This is a genomic window from Micromonospora sp. WMMD1120 (genome assembly GCF_029626235.1).
Classification (GTDB): Bacteria; Actinomycetota; Actinomycetes; order Mycobacteriales; family Micromonosporaceae; genus Micromonospora.
Genome location: NZ_JARUBO010000005.1, coordinates 2,058,852 through 2,081,718, shown reverse-complemented (window position 1 = coordinate 2,081,718; position 22,867 = coordinate 2,058,852). Strand labels below are relative to the sequence as shown.

18 protein-coding genes are annotated in these 22,867 nt (G+C 73.3%); 11 read left to right on the top strand and 7 right to left on the bottom strand.

All coding sequences use genetic code 11. The features are described 5' to 3' along the window. Positions 1–2 precede the first annotated feature (2 nt). Positions 3–1,208: a cation:proton antiporter gene (locus O7634_RS09855; protein ID WP_278149826.1), complete on the top strand. Its 1,206-nt coding sequence runs from the start codon at positions 3–5 to the stop codon at positions 1,206–1,208. A 143-nt stretch (positions 1,209–1,351) separates the two neighbouring features. Next, entirely contained in the window at positions 1,352–1,783 is a 432-nt protein-coding gene (locus O7634_RS09850; RefSeq protein WP_278149825.1) for a hypothetical protein, read from the top strand. Positions 1,784–2,030: 247 nt separating this feature from the next. Here the strand turns inward: O7634_RS09850 and O7634_RS09845 are convergent, their stop codons facing one another. From O7634_RS09845 to dnaK, 5 genes are all read right to left on the bottom strand, one after another. Then, positions 2,031–2,204 (bottom strand): hypothetical protein, encoded by a 174-nt coding sequence (locus O7634_RS09845; RefSeq protein WP_278149824.1) that lies wholly within the window; start codon positions 2,202–2,204, stop codon positions 2,031–2,033. A 128-nt stretch (positions 2,205–2,332) separates the two neighbouring features. After that, positions 2,333–2,773, bottom strand: coding sequence for a helix-turn-helix transcriptional regulator (locus O7634_RS09840; RefSeq protein ID WP_030332087.1), 441 nt, complete (start codon positions 2,771–2,773; stop codon positions 2,333–2,335). Between the two features lie 29 nt (positions 2,774–2,802). Continuing rightward, entirely contained in the window at positions 2,803–3,981 is a 1,179-nt protein-coding gene (gene dnaJ, locus O7634_RS09835; protein WP_278149823.1) for a molecular chaperone DnaJ, read from the bottom strand. Positions 3,982–4,063: 82 nt separating this feature from the next. Continuing rightward, complete coding sequence (gene grpE, locus O7634_RS09830) at positions 4,064–4,822, bottom strand: nucleotide exchange factor GrpE (RefSeq protein ID WP_278149822.1); 759 nt, start codon at positions 4,820–4,822, stop codon at positions 4,064–4,066. Positions 4,823–4,870: 48 nt separating this feature from the next. Next, positions 4,871–6,739 carry a molecular chaperone DnaK gene (gene dnaK / locus O7634_RS09825; RefSeq protein WP_278149821.1) on the bottom strand — a complete coding sequence of 623 codons (1,869 nt, stop codon included), beginning with the start codon at positions 6,737–6,739 and terminating at the stop codon, positions 4,871–4,873. 221 nt (positions 6,740–6,960) lie between these two features. On the opposite strand from dnaK, the gene O7634_RS09820 reads away from it, so the two are divergent. Genes O7634_RS09820 through O7634_RS09810 form a run of 3 tightly spaced genes read left to right on the top strand, consistent with a single transcriptional unit; the run spans position 6,961 to position 11,741 of the window. Then, on the top strand, positions 6,961–8,778 hold the full coding sequence (locus O7634_RS09820; protein WP_278149820.1) for an ABC transporter: 1,818 nt from the start codon (positions 6,961–6,963) through the stop codon (positions 8,776–8,778). Then, positions 8,775–10,460: a GTPase gene (locus tag O7634_RS09815; RefSeq protein WP_278149819.1), complete on the top strand. Its 1,686-nt coding sequence runs from the start codon at positions 8,775–8,777 to the stop codon at positions 10,458–10,460. The genes O7634_RS09820 and O7634_RS09815 overlap by 4 nt, the downstream gene beginning before the upstream one ends. 57 nt (positions 10,461–10,517) lie before the next feature. Beyond that, positions 10,518–11,741, top strand: a complete 1,224-nt coding sequence (locus O7634_RS09810) for a hypothetical protein (protein ID WP_278149818.1) — start codon at positions 10,518–10,520, stop codon at positions 11,739–11,741. Positions 11,742–11,903: 162 nt separating this feature from the next. Here the strand turns inward: O7634_RS09810 and O7634_RS09805 are convergent, their stop codons facing one another. Together O7634_RS09805 and O7634_RS09800 are read right to left on the bottom strand one after the other, a co-directional pair. Then, on the bottom strand, positions 11,904–12,527 hold the full coding sequence (locus tag O7634_RS09805) for a phosphatase PAP2 family protein (protein WP_278149817.1): 624 nt from the start codon (positions 12,525–12,527) through the stop codon (positions 11,904–11,906). Between the two features lie 65 nt (positions 12,528–12,592). After that, positions 12,593–13,366, bottom strand: coding sequence for a hypothetical protein (locus tag O7634_RS09800; protein WP_278149816.1), 774 nt, complete (start codon positions 13,364–13,366; stop codon positions 12,593–12,595). Positions 13,367–13,901: 535 nt separating this feature from the next. Here O7634_RS09800 and pdhA point away from each other — a divergent pair. The 6 genes from pdhA (at position 13,902) to O7634_RS09770 (ending at position 22,811) form a co-directional block, all read left to right on the top strand. After that, positions 13,902–15,077 (top strand): pyruvate dehydrogenase (acetyl-transferring) E1 component subunit alpha, encoded by a 1,176-nt coding sequence (gene pdhA / locus O7634_RS09795; RefSeq protein WP_278149815.1) that lies wholly within the window; start codon positions 13,902–13,904, stop codon positions 15,075–15,077. After that, positions 15,077–16,066: an alpha-ketoacid dehydrogenase subunit beta gene (locus tag O7634_RS09790; RefSeq protein ID WP_278149814.1), complete on the top strand. Its 990-nt coding sequence runs from the start codon at positions 15,077–15,079 to the stop codon at positions 16,064–16,066. Before pdhA ends, O7634_RS09790 begins: the two co-directional genes overlap by 1 nt. A gap of 5 nt (positions 16,067–16,071) precedes the next feature. After that, a complete protein-coding gene (locus O7634_RS09785; RefSeq protein ID WP_278153924.1) occupies positions 16,072–17,520 on the top strand; it encodes a dihydrolipoamide acetyltransferase family protein in 1,449 nt (482 codons plus the stop codon). A gap of 218 nt (positions 17,521–17,738) precedes the next feature. After that, positions 17,739–17,876 carry a hypothetical protein gene (locus tag O7634_RS09780; RefSeq protein ID WP_278149813.1) on the top strand — a complete coding sequence of 46 codons (138 nt, stop codon included), beginning with the start codon at positions 17,739–17,741 and terminating at the stop codon, positions 17,874–17,876. A gap of 343 nt (positions 17,877–18,219) precedes the next feature. Further along, positions 18,220–20,772, top strand: a complete 2,553-nt coding sequence (locus tag O7634_RS09775) for a hypothetical protein (protein ID WP_278149812.1) — start codon at positions 18,220–18,222, stop codon at positions 20,770–20,772. Between the two features lie 200 nt (positions 20,773–20,972). Continuing rightward, positions 20,973–22,811, top strand: coding sequence for an NHL domain-containing thioredoxin family protein (locus O7634_RS09770; RefSeq protein ID WP_278149811.1), 1,839 nt, complete (start codon positions 20,973–20,975; stop codon positions 22,809–22,811). Positions 22,812–22,867 lie beyond the last annotated feature (56 nt).

Genomic DNA, 22,867 nt, shown 5'->3' with positions numbered 1-22,867 from the left:
GGATGCACGATTTCACCACGCTGCTCATCGAGGTCGGTGCGCTCCTCCTGCTGCTCGGGCTGCTGAGTCGACTCAGCCGACGCTTCGGTCTCTCTCCCATTCCCCTCTACCTGCTCGCCGGGCTCGCGTTCGGGCACGGCGGGCTGCTGCCGCTGGACGCCAGCGAGGAGTTCTTCGCGGTCGGCGCCGAGATCGGTGTCATCCTGCTGCTGGTGATGCTGGGCCTGGAATACTCCGCCAACGAACTGGTCGGCAACCTCCGCTCGGCGGCACCGGCGGGGCTGATCGACGGCGTCCTCAACGCGCTGCCCGGCGCGGGGTTCGCCCTGCTGCTCGGCTGGGACTGGGTCGCCGCCCTGGTGCTCGGCGGCATCACCTGGGTCTCCTCGTCCGGAGTGATCGCCAAGGTCCTCGCCGACCTGGGCCGGCTCGGTAACCGGGAAACCCCGGTGATCCTGTCGGTGCTGGTCATCGAGGACCTGGCGATGGCCCTCTACCTGCCGCTGGTCACCGCAGTGCTGGCCGGCACCGGCCTGCTCGGCGGCGGCATCGCGCTCTCCGTCGCGGTGGCCACGGTGCTGATCGTGCTGGTCGTCGCCATCCGGTACGGCCACCTCATCTCGTCCGCCCTGTCGGCGAAGGACCCGGAGGCGCTGCTGCTCGGTGTACTCGGTCTGACCCTGCTGATCGCCGGCATCGCGGCGTCGCTCCAGGTGTCGGCGGCGGTCGGCGCGTTCCTGGTCGGCATCGCACTCTCCGGCCCGGTCGCGCACCACGCGACCGAACTGCTCTCCCCACTGCGGGACCTGTTCGCGGCCGTGTTCTTCGTGTTCTTCGGCCTGACCACCGACCCGTCGGACATCCCACCGGTGCTGTTGCCGGCGCTCGCGTTGGCGGTGGTCACCATGGGGACGAAGACCCTCACCGGCTATCTCGCGGCGCGGCGGGTCGGCATCGCGGAGCCTGGCCGGTGGCGGGCCGGCCTGGCGCTCGTACCCCGGGGTGAGTTCTCCATCGTCATCGCCGGGCTCGCGGTCGCCGCCGGCAGTGTCGAGCCGCGGTTGGCGGCGCTGGCCGCGACATACGTCCTGATCACGGTGGTGACCGGGCCGATTCTGGCGCGGCTGCCGGACTTCCCGTGGTTCAAGCGGTGGCTGCGCAGCCGCGCGGCCGCCCAGCGACCGGCGCCGATTCCGGTCCACGACTGAACCGCGTCGGCCCGACCAACGGTTGCTGAATTGCGCCGCACGGGGACTACCGCAGCACCCGGCGGCGGGTTACCGTTTCGCCCCAGCAGCCACGGTCCGCAGGGCAGCCAGTGCCAGCGCGGGCGCAAGCGGAAGGTTGGCCGGTGAGCGTGCAGGAGTCGACGTTCCACGGCTTCGCCAACCCCGTCGATCCGACTCCGGCGGAGTTGCGAGCTTGGGCGTACAAGCCGGATTCGGTGCCGTTGGCGTCGATGCCTCCCGACTGGGACCTGCTGGTCTCCGGCGACCGACTGGTGCTGACCCTGTTCGCGTTGGCGATGGACCCGACCTGCCCGGCCCGGCGCTTCGCGCTGCACTGTCTCTACATCTACGCGGCGGACGGCATCCGGACGAACTTCCGCGCCCACCCCAAGCGCCGATTCCGCAAGCTCGTGGAGCAGGCCGAGCGTGAGGGCGACGAGCTGATGAAGGTCTGGGCGCACAACGGCCGGGTGCTGTTGGCCCGACCGGACCTCTTCGTCTACCGGGACTGGTGCGAGGGCGGCCTGGTCCGCGAGAACCGCCGCCTCGGCTGACCGAAACCGCCCCCACTTCCTGCTCTCGTCATCGCCGATCTTGCACTTCCTGCACCGACATAACGTGCTAAGCGGGACATTTCGTCATCCCAAACTGCAAGATCGACGCGGGGAGCGCGCCGGGGAGCGCGCGGGGAGCGCGCGGGGAGCGCGCGGGGGAGCGCGCCGGGGAGCGCGCGGGGAGCGCGGCGGGACGGCGAACGGGCCGGGACCCCCCGTGGGTCCCGGCCCGCACGTCGGTCACCGGTCAGTCGCGCTCCCGGGTCGGGGTCTGATCGGTCCGCTCGGCGAACCGACCCTCCTTGATCCGGTCCCGGAAGGTTCCCTTGGTGACCTTGTCGAACTTGGCGCGAATGGTGTCGGCCAGGTTCTCCAACCGTTCCTCTGTCTGCTGGGCGACCTTCTTCGCCGGCTCCGCCATCGCTCCCCCTCGCCATGCCGGTAGGTCCGAATTAAGCCGGTTGAACCCTTATCGACAGGTTAACGGAAGCGGCCCGGCCCGCGCCGGAAAACCGGAGCACGGGCCGGGCCGAAGAACCGAGCAGCGGGTCAGCGGTCGGGGGTACGACGTGGTCGCCACACCACGAGCGCGGTGGAGGTGCGGTTGGTCGGCACCAGGTCGCGACCCGGGAAGCGGGCCAGCGACTCCAACTCGGCCACCCGGCGGTACGCGGCGTCAAGCTCCGCCTCCAGCCGTGCCACCCGCTGCTGCGCCTGCTCCAGCAACCGCTCCAGTCCGATGATCCGCTTGACGCCGGCCAGGTTGATCCCGTCGTCCTGACTGAGCCGCTGCACCTCGCGCAGCAGCACCACGTCCCGGACGCTGTACCGACGCCCACCACCCGCGGCCCGGCCGGGCTGCACCAGCCCCAGCCGGTCGTACTGTCGCAGGGTCTGTGGATGCATCCCCGCCATCCGGGCGGCAACAGAGATCATCAGCACCTTGGCCTCGTAGGCAGGGTCACCCGAACCAAGGAACTCGCCCGACATCCCGCTCACCTCCGCGTCATTCCACCGGACTAGCTGACCCGACGCACCCGCGCGTCGAGATGTTCCCGGGCCGCCGGCGGACTCTGCTCGGCGAACGCCTCCAGCGCCGCCCGCGCCTCGTCCGACAACCGGGCCGGCACCACCACGTCCAACGTGACCAGCAGGTCACCGACCTGACCCTCCCGGCGGGCCACACCCTTGCCCCGGGCCCGCAGCACGCGCCCGCTCGGCGTCCCCGGCGGGACCCGGAGGGTCACCGCGCCGTCGAGCGTGGGCACCCGCAGGTCCGTGCCGAGCACGGCCTCCGCGAAGGTGACCGGCACGGTCAGCGTCAGGTCGTCTCCGGTACGCCCGAACAGCTCGTCCGGTCGGACCTTGACGTGTACGAAGAGATCACCGGCCGGACCGCCGCGCTCGCCCGGCTCACCCCGTCCGGCCAGCCGGATGCGCTGGCCGTCGGCCACACCGGCGGGGAAGCGTACGTTCATGGTGCGGGTCTTGGTGACCCCGCCGCTGCCGTGGCACTCGGGGCACTTCTCCTCGACCACGGTGCCGACGCCCTGGCAGTTGCGGCACGGCTCGGAGAAGCTGAACGACCCCTGGTTACGGTTCGTCACGCCGGCGCCGTGGCAGACCGGGCAGGTGCGCGGCTGGGTGCCGGGCTTCGCCCCGTTGCCGTGGCAGGTGTCGCAGACCCCCGGTGCGCGCAGGGTGAGAGGCAGTGTCACCCCGCGTACCGCGTCGCCGAAGTCGAGCGCGACCTCGGTCTCCACGTCCCGGCCCCGGGCCGGGCCGCGTGGGGCGGCCGGCCCACCGGCCTGACCGCCGCTGAAGATGGAGCTGAACAGGTCCTGGAAGCCGGCGCCACCGAATCGGCGGTCACCGCCCCCGCCGCCGAACATGTCGGACACGTCGAACGGCATGCCGCCCGGCTGGCCGCCGCCCCGGGCGTTGCGCCGGAACGCGCCGGACCCGAACAGCGAGCGCATCTCGTCGTACTCGCGACGGCGGTTGCTGTCCGAGAGCACGTGGTGTGCCTCGGAGGCGGCCTTGAACCGCTCCTCGGCCTTCGAGTCACCCGGGTTGTGGTCCGGGTGTGACTCCCGGGCGATCTTCCGGTAGGCCTTCTTGATGTCGTCCGCGGAGGCGGCCTTGTCCACGCCGAGCACGGCGTAGAAGTCCTTCTCGATCCAGTCCTTCGAACTCACCGGTCCACCTCCTTCCGACCCTGGTGGCCAGGTCGTCCCGCCCACCGGGCGGTGGGCGGGACGACCCGGTCACTGCTTCGCACTATTCCGGATCCGCGACCGCGACCAGCGCGGGGCGCAGCAGCCGCTCACCGAGCTGGTAGCCGCGCCGCATGACCTGCACGCAGGTCGGCTCGCTGACCTCGGCCGAGGTCTGGTGCGCGACCGCCTCGTGCCGGGTCGGATCGAACGGATCGCCCTGCTCGCCGAAGGCGTTCAGGCCGAACTTGCCCAGCGCGCTGGTGAGCTGGTCCGCCACCGTTCCGAACGGCCCGACCAGGTCCCCGTGTTCCCGGGCCCGGTCCAGGTCGTCGAGGATCGGCAGCAGCGCCGCCAGCACCGAGCCGGTCGCCTGCTCCTGCACCAGGCTGCGGTCCCGGTCGACCCGCTTGCGGTAGTTGGCGTACTCCGCCGACACCCGCTGCACGTCCCTGGTCCGCTCGTCCAGCTCGGCGCGGAGCGCCTCCAGCTCGGCACCGAGTGAGGTGGCCGAGGCTGCGCCGTCCGCCGGCTGCGCCGGGGCGTCCACCACCGCCGGACCGGACGGCTCCGGCCCGTCGGTCGAGTTGACCTCGACCTCGATCTCGTCGACGACCACCTCGGCGTCCTCGACCAGCCCCTCGGCCGGCACGCCGGTCTCCGCGTCGGCGGCGGTGCCCTCCGGCTCCGAGGTGTCGAGGAGCTTGCGGTTGTTGCGGATGACGACCCGCTCCCCGTCACCGACGGTCGGCTCCGTGGGCGCGGAGCCACCCGGCGTCGACCCGGTTTCGCCCGGGTCGGCGGCTCGTGGCTTCTGCGTCATGCGGTTACCTCATCCCCTTCGCCGTGGACACGTGCCGGAGGCCGAAAGTCACTTCTTGCCGTCCTCGTCCACGATCTCGGCGTCGACCACGTCGTCGGCGCCGCCGGCCTGCGGACCGGTCGCGCCGGTCGCGCCGGTCGCGCCCGGGCCGGCCTCGCCACCGGGCTGCTGACCCTGCTCGGCCTGCTGCGCGTAGAGCAGCGAACCGGCCTGCTGGGAGACCTGCGCCAGCTTCTCGTGGGCGGACTTGATCTTGTCAATGTCCTGACCGCCGAGGGCGCCGCGCAGCTCGCCGAGCGCCTCGTTGAGCTGGTCCCGGTTCTCGCTCGGCAGCTTGTCGCCGCTCTCGGCGAGGAACTTCTCGGTCTGCCACTGGAGCGCCTCGGCCACGTTGCGGGTCTCCGCGTCGTCGCGGCGGCGCTTGTCCTCCTCCGCGTGCTCCTCGGCGTCCCGGCGCATCCGCTCGATGTCGTCCTTCGGCAGCGAGGAGCCGCCGGTGATCGTCATCTTCTGTTCCTTGCCGGTGCCCAGGTCCTTGGCGTGCACGTTCACGATGCCGTTGGCGTCGATGTCGAAGGCGACCTCGATCTGCGGCACACCGCGCGGGGCCGGCGGGAGGCCGGTCAGCTCGAACGTGCCGAGCTTCTTGTTGTAGGCCGCGATCTCCCGCTCGCCCTGGAAGACCTGGATCAGCACCGACGGCTGGTTGTCGTCGGCGGTGGTGAAGACCTCGGAGCGCTTGGTCGGGATGGTGGTGTTGCGCTCGATCAGCTTGGTGAAGATGCCGCCCTTGGTCTCGATGCCCAGGCTCAGCGGGGTCACGTCGAGCAGCAGGACGTCCTTGACCTCGCCCTTGAGCACGCCGGCCTGGAGGGCGGCGCCGACGGCGACGACCTCGTCCGGGTTGACGCCCTTGTTCGGGTCCCGGCCGGTGAGCTGCTTGACCAGGTCGGTCACGGCGGGCATCCGGGTCGAGCCGCCGACCAGGATGACGTGCTCGACGTCCGAGATCTTGATCCCGGCGTCCTTCACGGCCTGCTCGAACGGGCCCTTGCAGCGGTCCAGCAGGTCCTGGGTCATCCGCTGGAACTCGGCCCGGCTCAGCGTCACGTCGAGGTGCAGCGGGCCGGCCGCGCCAGCGGTGATGTACGGCAGGTTGATGTTGGTGGTGGTGGCGGCGGACAGCTCGATCTTGGCCTTCTCGGCGGCCTCACGGAGTCGCTGGAGGGCCATCTTGTCCTGGCTGAGGTCGATGCCGTGCTCGCCACGGAACGTCTTGACCAGGTGGTCGATGATCCGCTGGTCCCAGTCGTCGCCACCGAGGTTGTTGTCACCACTGGTCGACTTGACCTCGATCACACCCTCGGCCAACTCCAGCAGCGACACGTCGAAGGTGCCGCCACCGAGGTCGAAGACCAGGACGGTCTGCTCCTTGGAGCCCTTGTCCAGCCCGTACGCCAGGGCGGCAGCGGTCGGCTCGTTGACGATCCGCAGCACGTTGAAGCCCGCGATCTCGCCGGCCTCCTTGGTGGCCTGGCGCTGGCTGTCGTTGAAGTAGGCCGGGACGGTGATCACTGCGTCGGCGATCTGCTCGCCCAGGTACGCCTCGGCGTCCCGCTTGAGCTTCATCAGCGTGCGGGCCGAGATCTCCTGCGGCGTGTACTTCTTGCCGTCGATGTCGACGGACCAGTTCGTGCCGACCTCGCGCTTGACCGACCGGATCGTCCGGTCCGGGTTGGTCACTGCCTGACGCTTGGCGACCTCGCCGACGAGCACCTCGCCGTTGCGGGCGAACGCGACGATCGACGGAGTCGTCCGGGACCCCTCAGCGTTGGCGATGACGGTGGGTTCACCGCCCTCGAGAACGCTGACGCAGGAGTTCGTCGTGCCGAGGTCGATACCGACCGCACGTGCCATGTTCGCTTCCTCGCTTCGTAAGGTTGTGCAGGTGACGGGCGTCGCCCGTGGGCTGCCTGGCGAGCACCGCCCGCAGCGGGCCCCACCACAAGTTGAGTGAACTTGACTCAATAGTGCCACGGGTTGGCGAATCGTCAAGTCGGGTTGAGTCGACCCGACGCAACCCAGCCGTTATTACCGTCTGGTTGTCTTCTGTTGCATCGGTCGGGCACGCTTTAGCGGTGACGACGCACGGCGATTCCGCCACCCGTTCCGGCGCGCCCGCCGTCGCAGCCCGCACCAGCCCACCGGACGCCGTGCCGGAGCCCCCCGCCACCACCGGGGACGACAGTCTCCCCGGCGCGCTGACGGGCCTCCGGGAGGCGATCGGCGCGACCCGGTACCCGCTCGCGCTGCCGTCCGCCGATCCCGCCCGGCAGACCGCCACCGCGCTCACCGACCAGCTCGACGACTACCTGCTGCCCCGGCTCGCCCGGCTGGACGCCCCCCTGCTCGTGGTCGTCGGCGGCTCCACCGGCGCGGGCAAGTCGACGCTGGTCAACAGCCTGGTCAAGGCCCGGGTCAGCGCCGCCGGCGTGCTCCGGCCCACCACCCGGTCCCCGGTGCTGGTCTGCAACCCGGCCGACGCGACCTGGTTCCGGCAGGGCGACCTGCTGCCCGGGCTGACCCGCACCACCGAGCCGAGTGAGGACCCCCGGTCCCTGCACCTCGTCACCGCTCCGGCCCTGCCACCCGGGCTGGCCTTCCTCGACGCGCCCGACATCGACTCGGTCGTCGACGCCAACCGGGCTCTCGCCACCCAACTGCTGGCCGCCGCCGACCTGTGGCTCTTCGTCACCACCGCCGCCCGCTATGCCGACGCGGTGCCCTGGGAACTGCTGCGCAGCGCCCGCGCACGCGGCGCGGTGATCGCCATGGTGCTGGACCGGGTGCCCGCCGAGGCCACCGACGAGATCGCCGCGCACCTGACCGAGATGCTCGCCGAGCAGGCCCTCGACCAGGCGCCGCTGTTCGTGCTGCCGGAGACCTGGGTCGACGGTCAGGGGTTGCTGCCCGAGGGGGTGACCGCGCCGCTCGCCGACTGGTTCGCCCGGCTGGCCGCCGACGCGGACGCGCGGGCGGCGGTGGTCCGCCAGACGCTCGACGGGGCGCTGGCCGCGCTCCGACCCACTGTGGAGGCTCTGGCCGAGGCGGCCGACGAGCAGGTCGCCGCCGCCGACGGGCTGGACGAGCGGGTCCGGGCCGCGTACCGGGGCGCCGAACGCACAGTCGAGCAGGGGCTTCGGGACGGCCGGCTGCTGCGCGGGGAGGTGCTCGCCCGCTGGCAGGAGTTCGTCGGCACCGGTGAGCTGTTCCGCACCCTGGAGGCGCGGATCGGCCGCCTCCGGGACCGCCTGGTGGCCGCCGTCACCGGCCGGCCGGCGCCCGCCGCCGAGCTGCGCAACGCCATCGAGTCGCAGCTGGTGACCCTGCTGCGCGGGGTGGCCTCGGAGGCGGCCGAGTCGGCGTACACGGCGTGGAAGGCGAACCCGGCCGGCGCCGGGCTGCTCGACCCGAGCCTCGCCCACCCGGGCGACGACTTCCCCGACCGCGCCGAGCGCCTGGTCCGGGACTGGCAGCGCGGGGTGTTGGAGCTGGTCCGGATCGAGGGCAGCGACAAGCGGTTCGTCGCCCGCACCGCCGCGTACGCGGTCAACGCCACCGGGCTGGCCGTGATGATCGCCGTCTTCGCCTCCACCGCGTTCATCCCGACCGGGTTGGAGGTGGCCACCGGGGCCGGCACCACAGTCGCCGCGCAGGCGGTGCTCCAGGCGATCTTCGGTGACCAGGCGGTGCGTACCCTCGCCGCCAAGGCCCGTGCCGACCTGCTGGAGCGGGTGCGGACGCTGCTCGGCGCGGAGGCCGACCGCTTCTTGAGCCGCACCGCGGACGCCCGCCCCGCCGCGGACGCCGGCGACCGCCTGCGCCGGGCCGCCGACCAGGTCGAGCTGGCCCGGCACCACAGCGGCCTCGCCGCCGACGAGGAGGGCGCCCGGTGAGCAACATCGCCGGCCGGCTGCGCGAGGCGTTCCGGGGGGACCAGCGGGTCGACGCCGACGCGCTGATCGCGCGGCTGGACGCGGTACGCCGGTTCCTGACCGCCGTGGACGGCCTGCTGCCGGACGGCGACCTGGTGCCCGCGCACACGCTGGTCGAGCGAGCCGGCACCCGGCTCGCGCTGTCCCGGGACCACACTGTGGTCGCCCTGGCCGGGGCCACCGGCAGTGGCAAGTCCAGCCTGTTCAACGCGTTGGCCCAGTTGGAGCTGTCACCGGTCGGGGTCCGCCGGCCCACCACCGGCGTCACCCACGCCTGCGTGTGGGGGCCGCTGGAGGGGGCCAACCGGCTGCTCGACTGGATCGGCGTGCTGCCCCGGCACCGCTTCGTCCGGGAGAGCGCCCTGGACGGGGACGACGAGACGCCGCTGCACGGGCTGATCCTGCTCGACCTGCCCGACTTCGACTCCGTGCAGCGATCCCACCGGCTCGAGGTGGACCGCCTGCTCGGCCTGGTCGACCAGGTGGTCTGGGTCGTCGACCCGCAGAAGTACGCCGACCGGGTCATTCACGACAGCTACCTGCGCGAGTTCCACCGGCACCGGGACGTCACGCTCGTCGTGCTCAACCAGTCCGACCGGCTGCCCCCGGCCGAGGTGCCCCGGGTCCTGGACGACCTGCGTCGGCTCCTCGACTCGGACGGCCTGACCGGGGTGCCGCTGCTCGCCACCACCGCCCTCGACCCGGCCGGGATGGTCGGGCTGCGCGGCGCCCTGGAAGGTACCGTCGCCGAGCGGCAGGCCGCGCTGCGCCGGCTCGCCGGTGACGTCGACGCGGTGGTCGCCGGGCTGGACGAGCTGATGGGCTCGACCCGGCCGGCGGGTGGGCCGGACGACGCCGCCGTCGCCGGGTTGAACCGGGCGCTCGCCGGAGCCTCCGGGGTACCGGCCGTGGCGGACGCCGTGGAACAGGCGTACCGGCACCGGGCCGGCTCGGCCACGGGTTGGCCCGTGGTCAGGGGTTGGCGTCGGTTGCGCCCCGACCCGCTGCGCCGGCTGCACCTGCCCGGTCCGGCCGGCGACCCGGCCGATCCGGCGGAGAGTCTGGTCGCGGCCACCTCGGTGCCGGACCCGACGGCCGCCCAGCGCTCCGCTCTCGGCCTCGCCATCCGGGCGGTGGCCGATCGGGCCGCCACGGACCTGCCCGCCGCCTGGGCCGGCGCGGTGACCTCGGCCGCCCGGTCCCGCCTCACTGATCTGCCGGACGCGCTGGACCGCACGATCGCCGGCACCGACCTCGGCCTCGACCGGCGACCGCTCTGGTGGCGGGTCGTCGGCGGGGTGCAGTGGCTGGTCACCCTGGCCGCCGTGGTCGGGCTGGGCTGGTTGGTGCTCGGCTACGCGCTCCAGGCGCTCGGCCTGCCCGCGCTGGAGAACCCGATGGTGGGTCAGGTGCCGCTGCCCACCGTCCTGCTGCTCGGCGGCCTGCTGACCGGGCTGCTGGCGGCGGCACTCACCCGGCCGGTGGTGCGCTGGGCCGCGCGACGGGCCCGGTCCCGGGCCGAGCACCGGCTGACGGTCCGGGTCTCCCAGGTGGGTGAGGAGTACGTGCTGACGCCGGTGCGCGCCGTCCTCGGCTCGTACGCGCAGGCGCGCGACGCGTTGCGGGACGCCGCCCGCCGCTGACGCACCGCACGGCTCGCTACCGCTCTCCGTACGCCCGCGGCGGCGTAGGGTCGGAGCATGGCCACGCCTCAGACCCCCTACGACGCGGTGCTGCACGCCGCACGCGACGTGACCAAGCTGGAGTCCGCCCTCGACGCCGAGATGCTCGGCAGCGCGCTGCTGGGCAGTGTCTACGCGATCGCGGAGACCGACCGCGACACCGCCGTACGCGAGTTCGTCACCGGTTTCCTCGCCGCCACCGCCCGCCGCCGGGTCGCGTCGGCGACCACCATCCGACAGGTCTTCGCCGCGCTCGTCCCGACCGCCGACGGCACCGAGCGGGTGCGACCGGGCAGCCAGGCGCCCACCTGGACGGCCCAGTTGGGTCGGGTGCGCCTCACCGGCACGTGGGCGTACGGCGACGTGTACGGCGACCAGACCTCCTACCTCGCGACCTTCGCCTACGAGGACGCCGCCGGCGGCTCGGAGCACGCGCTGGTGGCCCTGGTGGACCACAACATCGGCATCACCAAGGACATCTTCGTCGGCGGGCCGGCCGAACGGATCCTGGACCAGGTCCGGCAGATGTGCGCGGACGACGAGCTGACCTGGTTCCGCGCCGAGGACCCGGCCCGGCTCCGCGGTGAGGTGGCCCGCCACCTGGCGGTCACCGACGACCTGAGCGAGCTGCCGGGCGAGGGCTCGCTCGCCACCGACCGCGCGCTGGTCGGCGCCCGACTGGCGCTGCTGCCCACGGCGAACACCCCGACCGGCCCGGCGGAGGTCGAGCCGCTGTCCGCCACCGAGCGCACCGACCTGGTCCGGCGTTTCCTCGCCGCGCCGGAGGCCGCCCGCTTCGGGCTGGACACCGTCGACGGCCCCGAGTTGGCCTCGCTGCACTTCTGCCTCAGCCTGCTGCTGGACCACTCGGCGAGCTTCCCGGACGCCGACCCGATGCGCTGGAGCCCCGCGGTGTCCGGGCTGTTCCTGCTGGACTGGGTGCACCGCCGGGCCGTGCTGGACATGGACGACGCGGCGATGCTGCCCCGGGTGCTACGGGCCTGGGCGCGGTACGCGTCGCGCCAGCGCGGCCTCCCCGAGGCGGCGGCGACCCGCGTCGACGAGGCGATCGAGGAGATGGTGCCGGAGTTCGCCCGCCTCTACTCGACGGGCGAGCGGCGCAGCCCGGCCACCGCCGCCGTTGCGCAGCTGATGGCCGACGGCGTCGACCCGGACGACCCGGCGGCGCTGGACGCCTGGATCGAGGCGAACCGGCACCGTCTCGCCGACGACGGCGCCTGACGGTCCACCGGGGTGGGTGACGCGTCACCCACCCCGGCGGGTCACCCACCCCGGCGGGTCACCCACCCCGGCGGGTCACCCACCCCGGCGCGCCGCCCACCCCGGCGGGTCGCCCACCCCGGCGCGCCGCCCACCCCGGCGGGTCGCCCACCCCGGCGTCCGCTAGCGCAGCGGGCCGAAGACCACGGCGGCGATCAGCGCGCCGAGCACGCCGCCGGCGACCACCTGCGGCACCGTGTGGTCGCGCAGACGCACCCGGGACCAACCGACGAACGCCACCAGGGGTACGGCGACGACCAGCCGGGCGCCGAAGGTCAGGATCAGGATGACGAGCGTGCCGGCGGCCACCGCCGAGTGGATGGACACCTTCCACCAGTGGCTGACCGACACGCAGACCACGAGGCCGACCAGCCCGGCCACCGCGAGCGCCAGCACCGGGCGGGGCGCGCCGAGCACGGCCAGCAGGGCGAGCCCTGCCGCTACCGAGCCGATGCCGACAAGCAGTGGCGCCCGGCGCTGCTCCCGGCGGCCCACGTGATGGTCGGTGAGGCGACCACGGCGTACGCCGCCGAGGATGTAGGCGAACGGGATGCCGGTGACGAAGAGCGTGCCGAGCAGGCCCCAGACGAGTCCCTGACCAGGGCGTCGCGCGCTGTGCCAGCTCACGGTGAGGATCAGCAGGGACACCAGCACCGCGGGCGCGGTCACCTCGGTGACCAGTCGGGCGATCCGCAGGCCCGGACCGCGGCGGGTGGGAGCCGGGCGGAGTTCCGGACCGCCGCCCACGTCACCCCCTCCGGAACGCGCCTACCTGCGAACACCGCCGGCGCCGGACGGGCCGCGCCTGAGCGTCACCGTACCGCCGGGGACACCGTGGGGTGTGTCGGTCCGGCCAGCGGCGTGCGGCTGGCCGTCAGCGTCGACTGCCGCGTGGGCGACGGTTCCACAGTCAGGTTCGGGATCGGATCGGTCCCGGTGGAGCCGGTCGGGCTCGGATCGGGGGGACCGGTCGGGCCCGGGTCCGACGAGGCGGTCGGGGCCGGGTCGGTCGGGTCGGGGTCCGACGAAGCGGTCGGTTCCGGGTCCGACGAGGCGGTCGGGTCGGGATCGGTCGGGTCCGGCTCCGGGGGTTCGGTCGGCTCGGGGTTGGTCGGTCCAGCGGTCGGGGCCGGTGGGGCGACGGATGGCGGCGCGATCGGTGGGGTGCCCCGGGTCGGCGCCGGCACCGGCGGCGGGGCGGTCATCCGCGGGGCCGGGGCCGGACCGACAACGGCCGGCCGTTGCTTGGCCGGCCTCGGCGCGGAGGGCAGCCAGCCGCTGCTCGGGCCGACGTCGGGGGTACCTGGCGGCGGGAACATCGGTTGGCTCGTCAACGGCTGCGGGATCAGGACCGGCCCGACTGAGGGGGCCGGAATGAAGGGGGTGCTGCTGTCCGGCAGGGCGGTGCTGCCCGGGGTGGCCGAGCCCGCGCTGATCGCGGCCAGGATGGGCAGCGAGGCGGTGCCGGCGAGCAGTGCCACGGTCAGCAGGTAGCCCCGGGTGGGGCCGACGGCGGCGGGAGCCCGGTGGACGCCGACCACCCGGCGGTAGCCGCCCGGCGAGGGCTGGCGTGCCGGGACCGTCACCTGGCTCGTACACCGCGCACCCCTTGTCATCGGTCCGTCGAGGGACATGGATGGACGCCACGGCGGGAAACCCGGCATAAGACCCGATCGGCGCGATCCTGCGGGAATCAGCCTGGCGTAGTCACCCTCCGTCAGCCAACCTCCACGGCGTGTCGACACGCGGTGCTGGCCGAACGGCGCCAAACCGCGCCGGGAGGCACCGGCGGTCCGACACGGCGTGATGGCGACAAACGGCGTCAAAGCGGTGACGGTCGGATTCCTGGGCAGCCGTACTGTGGGCGCGCTCACCTGCTCTGCGAATATGGAGCACGACGGCAACGCAGCCGTGACCTCCGCGCACCCTCGCGGCAGGCGCGGTTGAACGCCGGCGCTCCCGAACCGGGTTCGGCCAGAACCCGGCTTCACGCCGTGCGGCAACCCCCACCGGGGCTAGGCGCGGCCGCCAGGAACCGGTCCGGCACCAGCCGGACAGGCGCACGAGTTGCGTGGCCGGGTGACCCCCCGGTGCCGACGCAGACACGACAGGGAGAGACCGATGGCAAAGGGCGACCCCGGGGGCACCACCCGCAGCAGGCGGGCCGCACCCCGCTCCAAGAAGGGCGCGGCCGGCGACCCCGAACTGGTGCAGCTGCTCACCCCCGAAGGCGAGCGGATCGACAGCGTCACCGGGCCGGACGGCACCGAGTACCGCGCCGACTTCACCGACGAGGAATACCGCGGTCTCTACCGCGACCTGGTGCTGGTCCGGAAGTTGGACGCCGAGGCGACAGCGCTCCAGCGTCAGGGCGAGCTGGGCCTCTGGGCCAGCCTGCTCGGCCAGGAAGCCGCCCAGGTCGGCTCCGGACGGGCGCTGCGTCCGCAGGACATGGCCTTCCCGACCTACCGGGAGCACGGCGTCCTGTACTGCCGGGGAATCGACCCGATCATGCCCCTCGGCCTGTTCCGCGGCGTGGACCAGGGCGGCTGGGACCCGAACGAGTTCAAGTTCAACATGTACACGATCGTCATCGGCGCGCAGACCCTGCACGCGACCGGCTACGCCATGGGCATCACCATGGACGGCAAGACCGGCACCGACGACGGCGAGGCCGCGATCGCCTACTTCGGCGACGGGGCGACCAGCCAGGGCGACGTGAACGAGGCGTTCGTCTGGGCCAGCGTGTTCAACGCGCCGCTGGTCTTCTTCTGCCAGAACAACCAGTACGCCATCTCCGAGCCGCTGGAGCGGCAGACCCGCGTTCCGCTGTACCAGCGGGCCGCCGGCTTCGGGTTCCCCGGCGTACGGGTGGACGGCAACGACGTGCTCGCGTCGTACGCGGTGACCCGCACCGCGCTGGACAACGCGCGGCTCGGGCAGGGTCCGAGCCTGATCGAGGCGTACACCTACCGGATGGGCGCGCACACCACCTCCGACGACCCGACCCGCTACCGGATCGCCAGCGAGGTCGAGGCGTGGCAGGCCAAGGACCCGATCGCCCGGGTCAGGGCCTTCCTGGAGAAGCAGCAGATCGCCGACGCGGGCTTCTTCGCCGAGGTCGACGAGCAGGCCCGCCGCGAGTCGGTGCACCTGCGTGAACGGGTGCTCAACATGCCCAACCCGGAGCCGGTGACGATGTTCGACAACGTCTACCCCAACGGCTCTCCGCTGCTCGACGAGCAGCGCGCGCAGTTCAGCCGCTACCTGGAGTCGTTCGAGGGGAGCAACCACTGATGGCCACGGAGACGCTCACCCTCGGCAAGGCCCTCAACACCGGCCTGCGTCGCGCCCTGGAGAACGACAGCAAGGTCGTCATCATGGGCGAGGACGTCGGCAAGCTCGGTGGTGTGTTCCGCATCACCGACGGGCTCCAGAAGGACTTCGGCGACCAGCGGGTGATCGACACCCCGCTCGCCGAGTCCGGCATCATCGGCACCGCTGTCGGCCTAGCCATCCGTGGTTACCGGCCGGTCTGCGAGATCCAGTTCGACGGCTTCGTCTACCCGGCGTACGACCAGATCGTCTCGCAGGTGGCGAAGATGCACTACCGCTCGGGCGGCAAGCTCAACATCCCGATGGTGATCCGGATCCCGTTCGGTGGCGGCATCGGGGCTGTCGAACACCACTCCGAGTCGCCCGAGGCGTACTTCGCGCACACCGCCGGCCTCAAGGTGGTGACCTGCTCCAACCCGCAGGACGCGTACGTGATGATCCAGCAGGCCATCGCCTCGGACGACCCGATCGTCTTCCTGGAGCCCAAGCGGCGCTACTGGGAGAAGGGTCAGGTCGACCTGGACGCCCCGCTGTCCGAGGCGTACCCCCTGCACTCGGCCCGCGTGGTGCGGCCCGGCGCCGACGTCACGGTGCTGGCGTACGGGCCGATGGTGCGGACCTGCCTGGAGGCGGCGACCGCCGCCGCCGAGGACGGCCGGGAGCTGGAGGTCATCGACCTGCGCTCGCTGTCCCCGCTGGACCTGAGCGCGGCCTACGAGTCGGTGAAGCGCACCGGCCGGGCGGTCGTGGTGCACGAGGCGCCGTCGAACATCGGCCTCGGCGCCGAGCTGGCCGCGCGGATCACCGAGGAGTGCTTCTACTCCCTGGAGTCGCCGGTGCTGCGGGTGACCGGCTTCGACACCCCCTACCCGGCCGCCCGGGTGGAGGAGGAGTACCTGCCCGACCTCGACCGGGTGCTCGACGCCGTCGACCGCACCTTCGGCTGGTGAGCGACATGTCCCGGATCAAGACATTCAACCTGCCCGACCTGGGCGAGGGCCTGACCGAGGGCGAGATCCTGGCCTGGCTGGTCGAGGTCGGCGACACGATCGAGCTGAACCAGCCGATCGTCGAGGTGGAGACGGCCAAGGCGGCGGTGGAGATCCCGGCGAAGTGGGCCGGGCAGGTGCAGGCGATCTTCCACCCGCAGGGCACCACTGTCGAGGTCGGCGCTCCGATCATCGCGATCGACACCGACCCGGGCGCCGGCCCGCTGGAGTCGCCGTCGACCACCGCCACGCCGAGCGGTGACCTGCCGACCCCGTCGGCGGCCTCGCTGGCGGCGGTGGAGGTGGCACCGGCCGAGGGCATGGTGGAGCCGGGCCTGATCGGCGGAGCGGCACCGGGTGGCCGGACGGCGGTGCTGGTCGGCTACGGCCCGCGGACGACCGCCGCGAAGCGCCGCCCGCGCAAGGGGGCGGTTCCGGCGCAGGCCGTGGCGGCCCCGGTGGCGGTCCCGCCCACTCCGCAGCCGGTGGTCCCGCCCGTTCCGCAGCGGAACGGGCACGCGACGGCGGCCGGCGCGGTGCTGGCCAAGCCGCCCGTCCGCAAGCTCGCCAAGGACCTCGGGGTCGACCTCGGAACGGTGACCGGGTCGGGGCCGCTCGGTTCGATCACCCGGGAGGACGTCCAGCAGGCCGCCAGCGGTGCGGCGGTGGTGGCCGCCGAACCGATCGCGACGACGACAGCGCCCAGCTTCGGCGCCGACCGGGAGCAGCGCATCCCGGTCAAGGGGGTCCGCAAGCTCACCGCGGAGAACATGTCCCGCTCGGCGTTCACCGCCCCGCACGTGACGGAGTTCCTGACCGTCGACGTGACCCGGGCGATGAAGGCGCTGGACCGGCTCCGGGGCCGGCGGGAGTGGCGCGACGTACGGGTCTCGCCGCTGCTGCTGGTGGCGAAGGCGGTGCTGCTCGCGGTACGTCGTCACCCGATGGTCAACTCGACGTGGGCCGGCGACGAGATCGTCGTCAAGGAGTACGTCAACCTCGGTATCGCGGCGGCCACCGAGCGTGGGCTGATCGTGCCGAACATCAAGGACGCCGGCCGGCTGACGCTGCGGGAGCTGGCGGACGCGCTGACCGACCTGGTGCAGACGGCGAAGTCCGGCCGTACCTCACCGGCGGCCATGTCGGGCGGCACGCTGACCATCACCAACGTCGGCGTGTTCGGGGTGGACACCGGCACGCCGATCCTGCCGCCGGGCGAGTCGGCCATCCTGGCCTTCGGCGCGGTGCGGGAGATGCCCTGGGCGCACAAGGGCAAGGTCAAGGTTCGCCAGGTGACCACCCTGGGATTGAGCTTCGACCACCGGATCATCGACGGCGAGTTGGGTTCGAAGTTCCTCCGGGACATCGGCGACTTCCTCGCTGACCCGGAGGCGGCACTGCTCGCCTGGACCTGACCGTTCGAGACGCCAGCCACGGCCGGTGTGCCACGGGTTAACGCCCGGCACACCGGCCGTGTCCGTTGGACGACGAAATCGTCGGCCAGACAGCCTGTTGACCTATGATTGTTAGGCAGGTGTCCCAGCTCACCTAATAATCGATGGATTTTAGGTCGATGGTGCTGTTGAATAGAGGCATCAGGGGCGAACAACCGAATAGCTAGGGGGACCCACCAATGAGCATGATCGAGCGAATCCGCAACCACCGCGAGGCCACCCGCCGCGCCCGTGCCATCGAGCACGCGCTGCGCTCGGCGAACTCGCCGGCGGTCCGCGAGGAAATCCTCGTCATCGCCCAGCGTCACATGGGCTGACGCTCCACGACATCCCTCACCTCCTCCAGATCGATGGCCCACCCGGCCCACCGGGTGGGCCATCGGCGTTTCCGGACCACCCGCCACCGGGATTCCGCAGTGCCGCAGCGCCCGGTACGGTGGGCTTCGGTCGCCGCCCGCCGACCCGGCAGAGGCCGAGCCGACAGGAACTGCTCGACACCAGCCGGTCACGGGGAGTGACGGCCGATGCTCCTTGGACGTGCCGTGCCGCCACCCGATACCGTGCGGGGAGCCGGCACCGCGGTACGCCGGTGACGCCGGCAGCCACGCCGAGGAGTCCGATCGGCACGGCGAGCCGACCAGTGATGGAGGAGGCGCACCCATGACGTCCGAGGGCCCGCACCGCCCCGGCCAAGAGCCGGACGAGGTGTCACCGGGCGCCGGCGGACCGGCGCCGTACGGCGACCGCCCGGCGCAGCCGGACAACAGCCAGAACGCTGGCGGACCCGACCTGGGTTGGGCGCCCGCGCCCCCGGCACGGCCCAACCCGTCGGCGCCGGCGTGGGCCAGCCAGCCCGAGCAACCGCCGGCCCCCGCCTGGGGCGCCGCCGCTGCCCCGCAGCCCGGTGAGCCGGCGCAGCCCGCCTGGGCGGCCGGCGGCGGCCCGACCGAGCCACCGCAGCAGCAGCCGGCACCGTGGGCAGCGCAGCAGCAGGCCTGGCCACCCGCCGAGCCGAACGCGGCGGCCCCCGCCTGGGGCACCAACGCCGCCGAGCAGCCGGACTGGGCGCAGGCCCAGCCGGCGGCCCGAGGCGCCGCGCAGGTGGCCCCGGCCACCGCCGCCTGGCCCGCCCAGGACGATCCGGCCACCTCCGGCGGCTGGGGCGGGGCGGCACCGGCCAGTCCCCCCACCACCGAGTGGCGTGGGGCCGAGCCGCAGCAGCCCGAGTCGCCGCAGGCCGCCGGCTGGTCCGGTGGCCCGCAGCAGGAGCATTCCGCCGGCAACGGCGGCTGGCCCGCCCGCGACGACCAGCCGGTGTGGACGCCGGCGGAGCAGTCCCCGCCAGCGTGGGGCCAGCCCGCCGAGGCGACCGAGCAAGCCCCCGCCCCCGCCTGGGGGCAGGCCGCCCCGGCCAACCCGGCCCGTGGCGCTGCCCAGGTGCCGGCGCCCGCGACGCCGAACTGGCCCGGGCAGGACGACCCGGCCCGCTCCGGCGGATGGGCGGCCGCACCGCAGCAGCCCGCGCAGCCCGGCTGGAACGGCGACGGTGACCAGCGGCAGGACCAGCCCGCACAGCCGGCCGCCTGGGGCGGCGCCGAGGGGCGTCCGCAGCAGCCCGACTGGGTGCTCCCGGCGCAGGACCAACCGACCGACCGGCCCGAGCAGGCGGGCTGGACCCCCGCCGAGCAGAGCGGCCTCCCCGCCCGCGCCAGCGCCAGCGTGCCCGGCAACGACGGGGCGCCCGCCTGGGCCACCGGCTCCGACAACGTCGCGCCGAGCACTCCCGGCGTGCCGGAGGCCGAGCCGTGGGCGCCCGGTGAGGTGTGGGGCCGCGCCGAGGCGGAAGCCGCCCGCGCGGGGCGGGAGGCGGACCGCGCCGACGAGCCACCGGCCTACCAACCGGGGCCCGCGCCGGGCATCTCCCCGGCCAACGCCGTGCCGCTGCCGCCGCAGGAGCAGCGCGTTCCGGGCGCCAGCCTGGCCGCCGCCCCACCCGCCGACTACACGCCGCAGACCCCGGACGCCACGTCGTACGAGCCGGAGCCGGCCGGTTGGGGGCGCTCCGACGACGCCCCCGCGAGTGGCGCGGTGGTGCCCGCGCCGCGCACCTCTCCGGAGTCCGGAGCGGGCCGGGCCGTCGTCCCCACGCCGGAGGCCGACCCGGCAGCCGGCGCGGCCAAGGCCACGGCGAGCGCTTCGGTGCCGCTGGCCAGCCGGGTCATGCCCCCGACCGACCAGGCCATCCGACCGACCGGCACCGCCAGCCCGCAACCCCGGGTGTACGGCCGCCCGACCCGCCCGGAGCCGGAGGCCGAGCCGGAGCCGGAGGTGTTCCCGGGCAATCCGGCTGCCGGCCGTCAGGGCGTGCCGGACTGGCCGAACGAGCCGCAGCGCCAGATCGCCCCGGACTGGCAGAACGAAGCGCCGCGGCAGGTCGGCCCCGGCTGGGGTGGCGAGTCCGCAGGCGACAGTCACTTCGACGACCGGCAGCCCGCGCCGAACGCGTTCAACGAGCAGCCCGCGCCGCCGGCGTTCCCGCCCGGTGTGCCGTCCTTCGTCGACGCGCCGGCCAACAACCGGCCGGTGAACGGCACCCGGCCACACTCCGGTGCCGATACGCCGGGTGACCCCTTCGGCGGTCCGGGCGCACCCGCCAGCGGTGCCGCCAGCGTCAACGGCACGGCTGCCTTCGGTGCACCGAGCTTCGGCGGCCCGGGGGGCAACGGCCCCGGCTTCGGCGCCGGACCGGCGACCGAGCACGCCCCCAGCGGCTTCCCGCCGGCGCAGCATCCGGCCCCGTCCTGGGGCCAGGAGTCCGACAGCCAGTCCGACCAGGGCCGATTCGACGCGTTCAAGCCGGAGGCCGACGAGCCCAAGGTCGAGCCACCGGCGCCGAAGGTCCGCAACGGACGGGTGCTGGCGGCGGTGCTGATCGCCGCGGTGCTCATCCTTGCGGTGCCACTCGGTCTGCTGCTGCTGCTCGGCAAGGTCGGCGGGGACGACACGCCCTCCTTCGACCCGGCGGTCGGCACCTGCGTGAAGCAGTCGGGGCAGGGCGGCGCCTCGGCGGCGGACTGCGGCGAGGCGGGCGCGTTCACGATCGTGTCGAAGGTGAGCGCGAAGGACAAGTGCGCCGACCCGACGCAGCCCCACGTGGTGCTGCCGGGCGAGGGCAGCAACCGGGTCCTCTGCCTCAAGCCAGCAACGAAGTAGCACACCACGGCGGGGCCACGGTTGTTCGTGGCCCCGCCCCGCCCACGCCCCGCCCACGCCCCGCCCCGCCCCCCGCCGCGTCGATCTTGTAGTTTCGGACGTCGTTTTGCGCCAAATGTCTCTTAAGTCGCAGCAGGAAGTGCAAGATCGCGCAGGGCTCGGCGGCGGGCGGGACGGTACGGCGTGGCAGGCTGGCAGGCATGGGAACGACTGCACGAGTACGGGCTCCTGAGCTGCGCGGCCGAGGCTGGCTGAACACCGGTGGACGCGATCTCAAGCTCGCCGACCTCCGCGGCAAGATCGTCATCGCGGATTTTTGGACGTTCTGCTGCATCAACTGTCTGCACGTGCTCGACGAGCTGCGCCCGCTCGAGGAGAAGTACGGCGACGTGCTCGTCGTGATCGGTGTGCACTCGCCGAAGTTCGAACACGAGAAGGACCCGGACGCGCTCGCCGCCGCGGTCGAGCGGTACGGGGTGCACCACCCCGTCCTCGACGATCCCGAGCTGGACATGTGGCAGCAGTACGCGGCCCGGGCCTGGCCGACCCTGTCGGTGATCGACCCCGAGGGGTACGTGGTCGCCACCATGGCCGGCGAGGGGCACGCCGAGGGGCTGGCCCGGCTGATCGATGAGCTGATCGCCACGCACGAGGCCAAGGGCACCCTGCACCGGGGCGACGGCCCGTACGTCCCGCCGCCGGCGCCGGAGACCGTGTTGCGGTTCCCGGGTAAGGCGGCGCTGCTGCCGAACGGCAACCTGCTGGTCTCGGACTCGGCCCGGCACTCCCTGGTGGAGGTCGCCCCGGACGGCGAGACGCCGGTGCGCCGGATCGGCTCCGGTGAACGCGGCCGGGCCGACGGGCCGGCCACCGTGGCGACCTTCTCCGAGCCGCAGGGGGTGTGCCTGCTGCCCACACACGTCGCCGAGGTCGCCGGCTACGACCTGGTGGTGGCCGACACCGTCAACCACCTCCTGCGTGGCGTACGGCTCGAGTCCGGCGAGGTGGTGACTGTGGCCGGCAGCGGCCGGCAGTGGCGCGCCGAGGTCGACGACCACGCCCACGACGCGCTCGCCGTGGACCTCTCGTCCCCGTGGGACCTGGCCTGGTACGACGACAAACTGATCATCGCGATGGCCGGCATCCACCAGCTCTGGTGGTTCGACCCGATCAAGCGGACCGCCGGCATGTACGCGGGCACGACCGTGGAGGCGCTGCGCGACGGGCCGTTGGACGAGGCGTGGATGGCGCAGCCGTCCGGGCTGTCCGTGTCGACCGACGGCGCCCGGCTATGGGTCGCCGACAGCGAGACCAGCGCGATCCGCTACGTCGAGAACGGCGTGCTGGGCACCGCCGTCGGGCAGGGCCTGTTCGACTTCGGGCACGTGGATGGTCCGGCCGAGTCGGCGCTGCTCCAGCACCCGCTGGGGGTGTGCGCGCTGCCGGACGGCTCGGTGCTGATCGCGGACACGTACAACGGGGCGGTACGCCGCTTCGACAGGGAGAGCAACCAGGTCTCCACAGTCGCCGACGGCTTGGCGGAGCCGAGCGACCTGGTGCTCACCCCGTCCGGTGAGGTGCTGGTGGTGGAGTCCGCCGCGCACCGGTTGACCCGGCTCGCCCCGGGTGCCCTGTCGGCGGCGGGTGCCAGCACTGTCGACGGGCCCCGGCACCGCACCGAGCGCAGGCCGACCGACGTGGCTGCCGGTGAAGTGACCCTGGACATCGTGTTCACCCCGGCGCCGGGGCAGAAGCTGGACGAGACGTACGGGCCGTCGACCCGGCTTGTGGTCTCGGCGTCCCCGCCGGAGCTGCTGGTGGAGGGCGCCGGCACGGGCACCGAGCTGTCCCGGCGGCTGGTGCTCAACGGCGAGGTCACCGGCGGGGTTCTGCAGGTGACCGCCCAGGCGGCGACCTGCGACGCGGACGTCGAGCACGCGGCGTGTCACCTGACCCGGCAGGACTGGGGCGTACCGGTCCGGGTGGTCGACGGTGCGGTGACCCGGCTGCCGCTGGTGCTGCGCGGCCTGGACGCTTGACCTGGTGCGCAGGGACCTGGACGCCTGAGGCGCAGCGCGGAGGGGCCCCGCCGGGC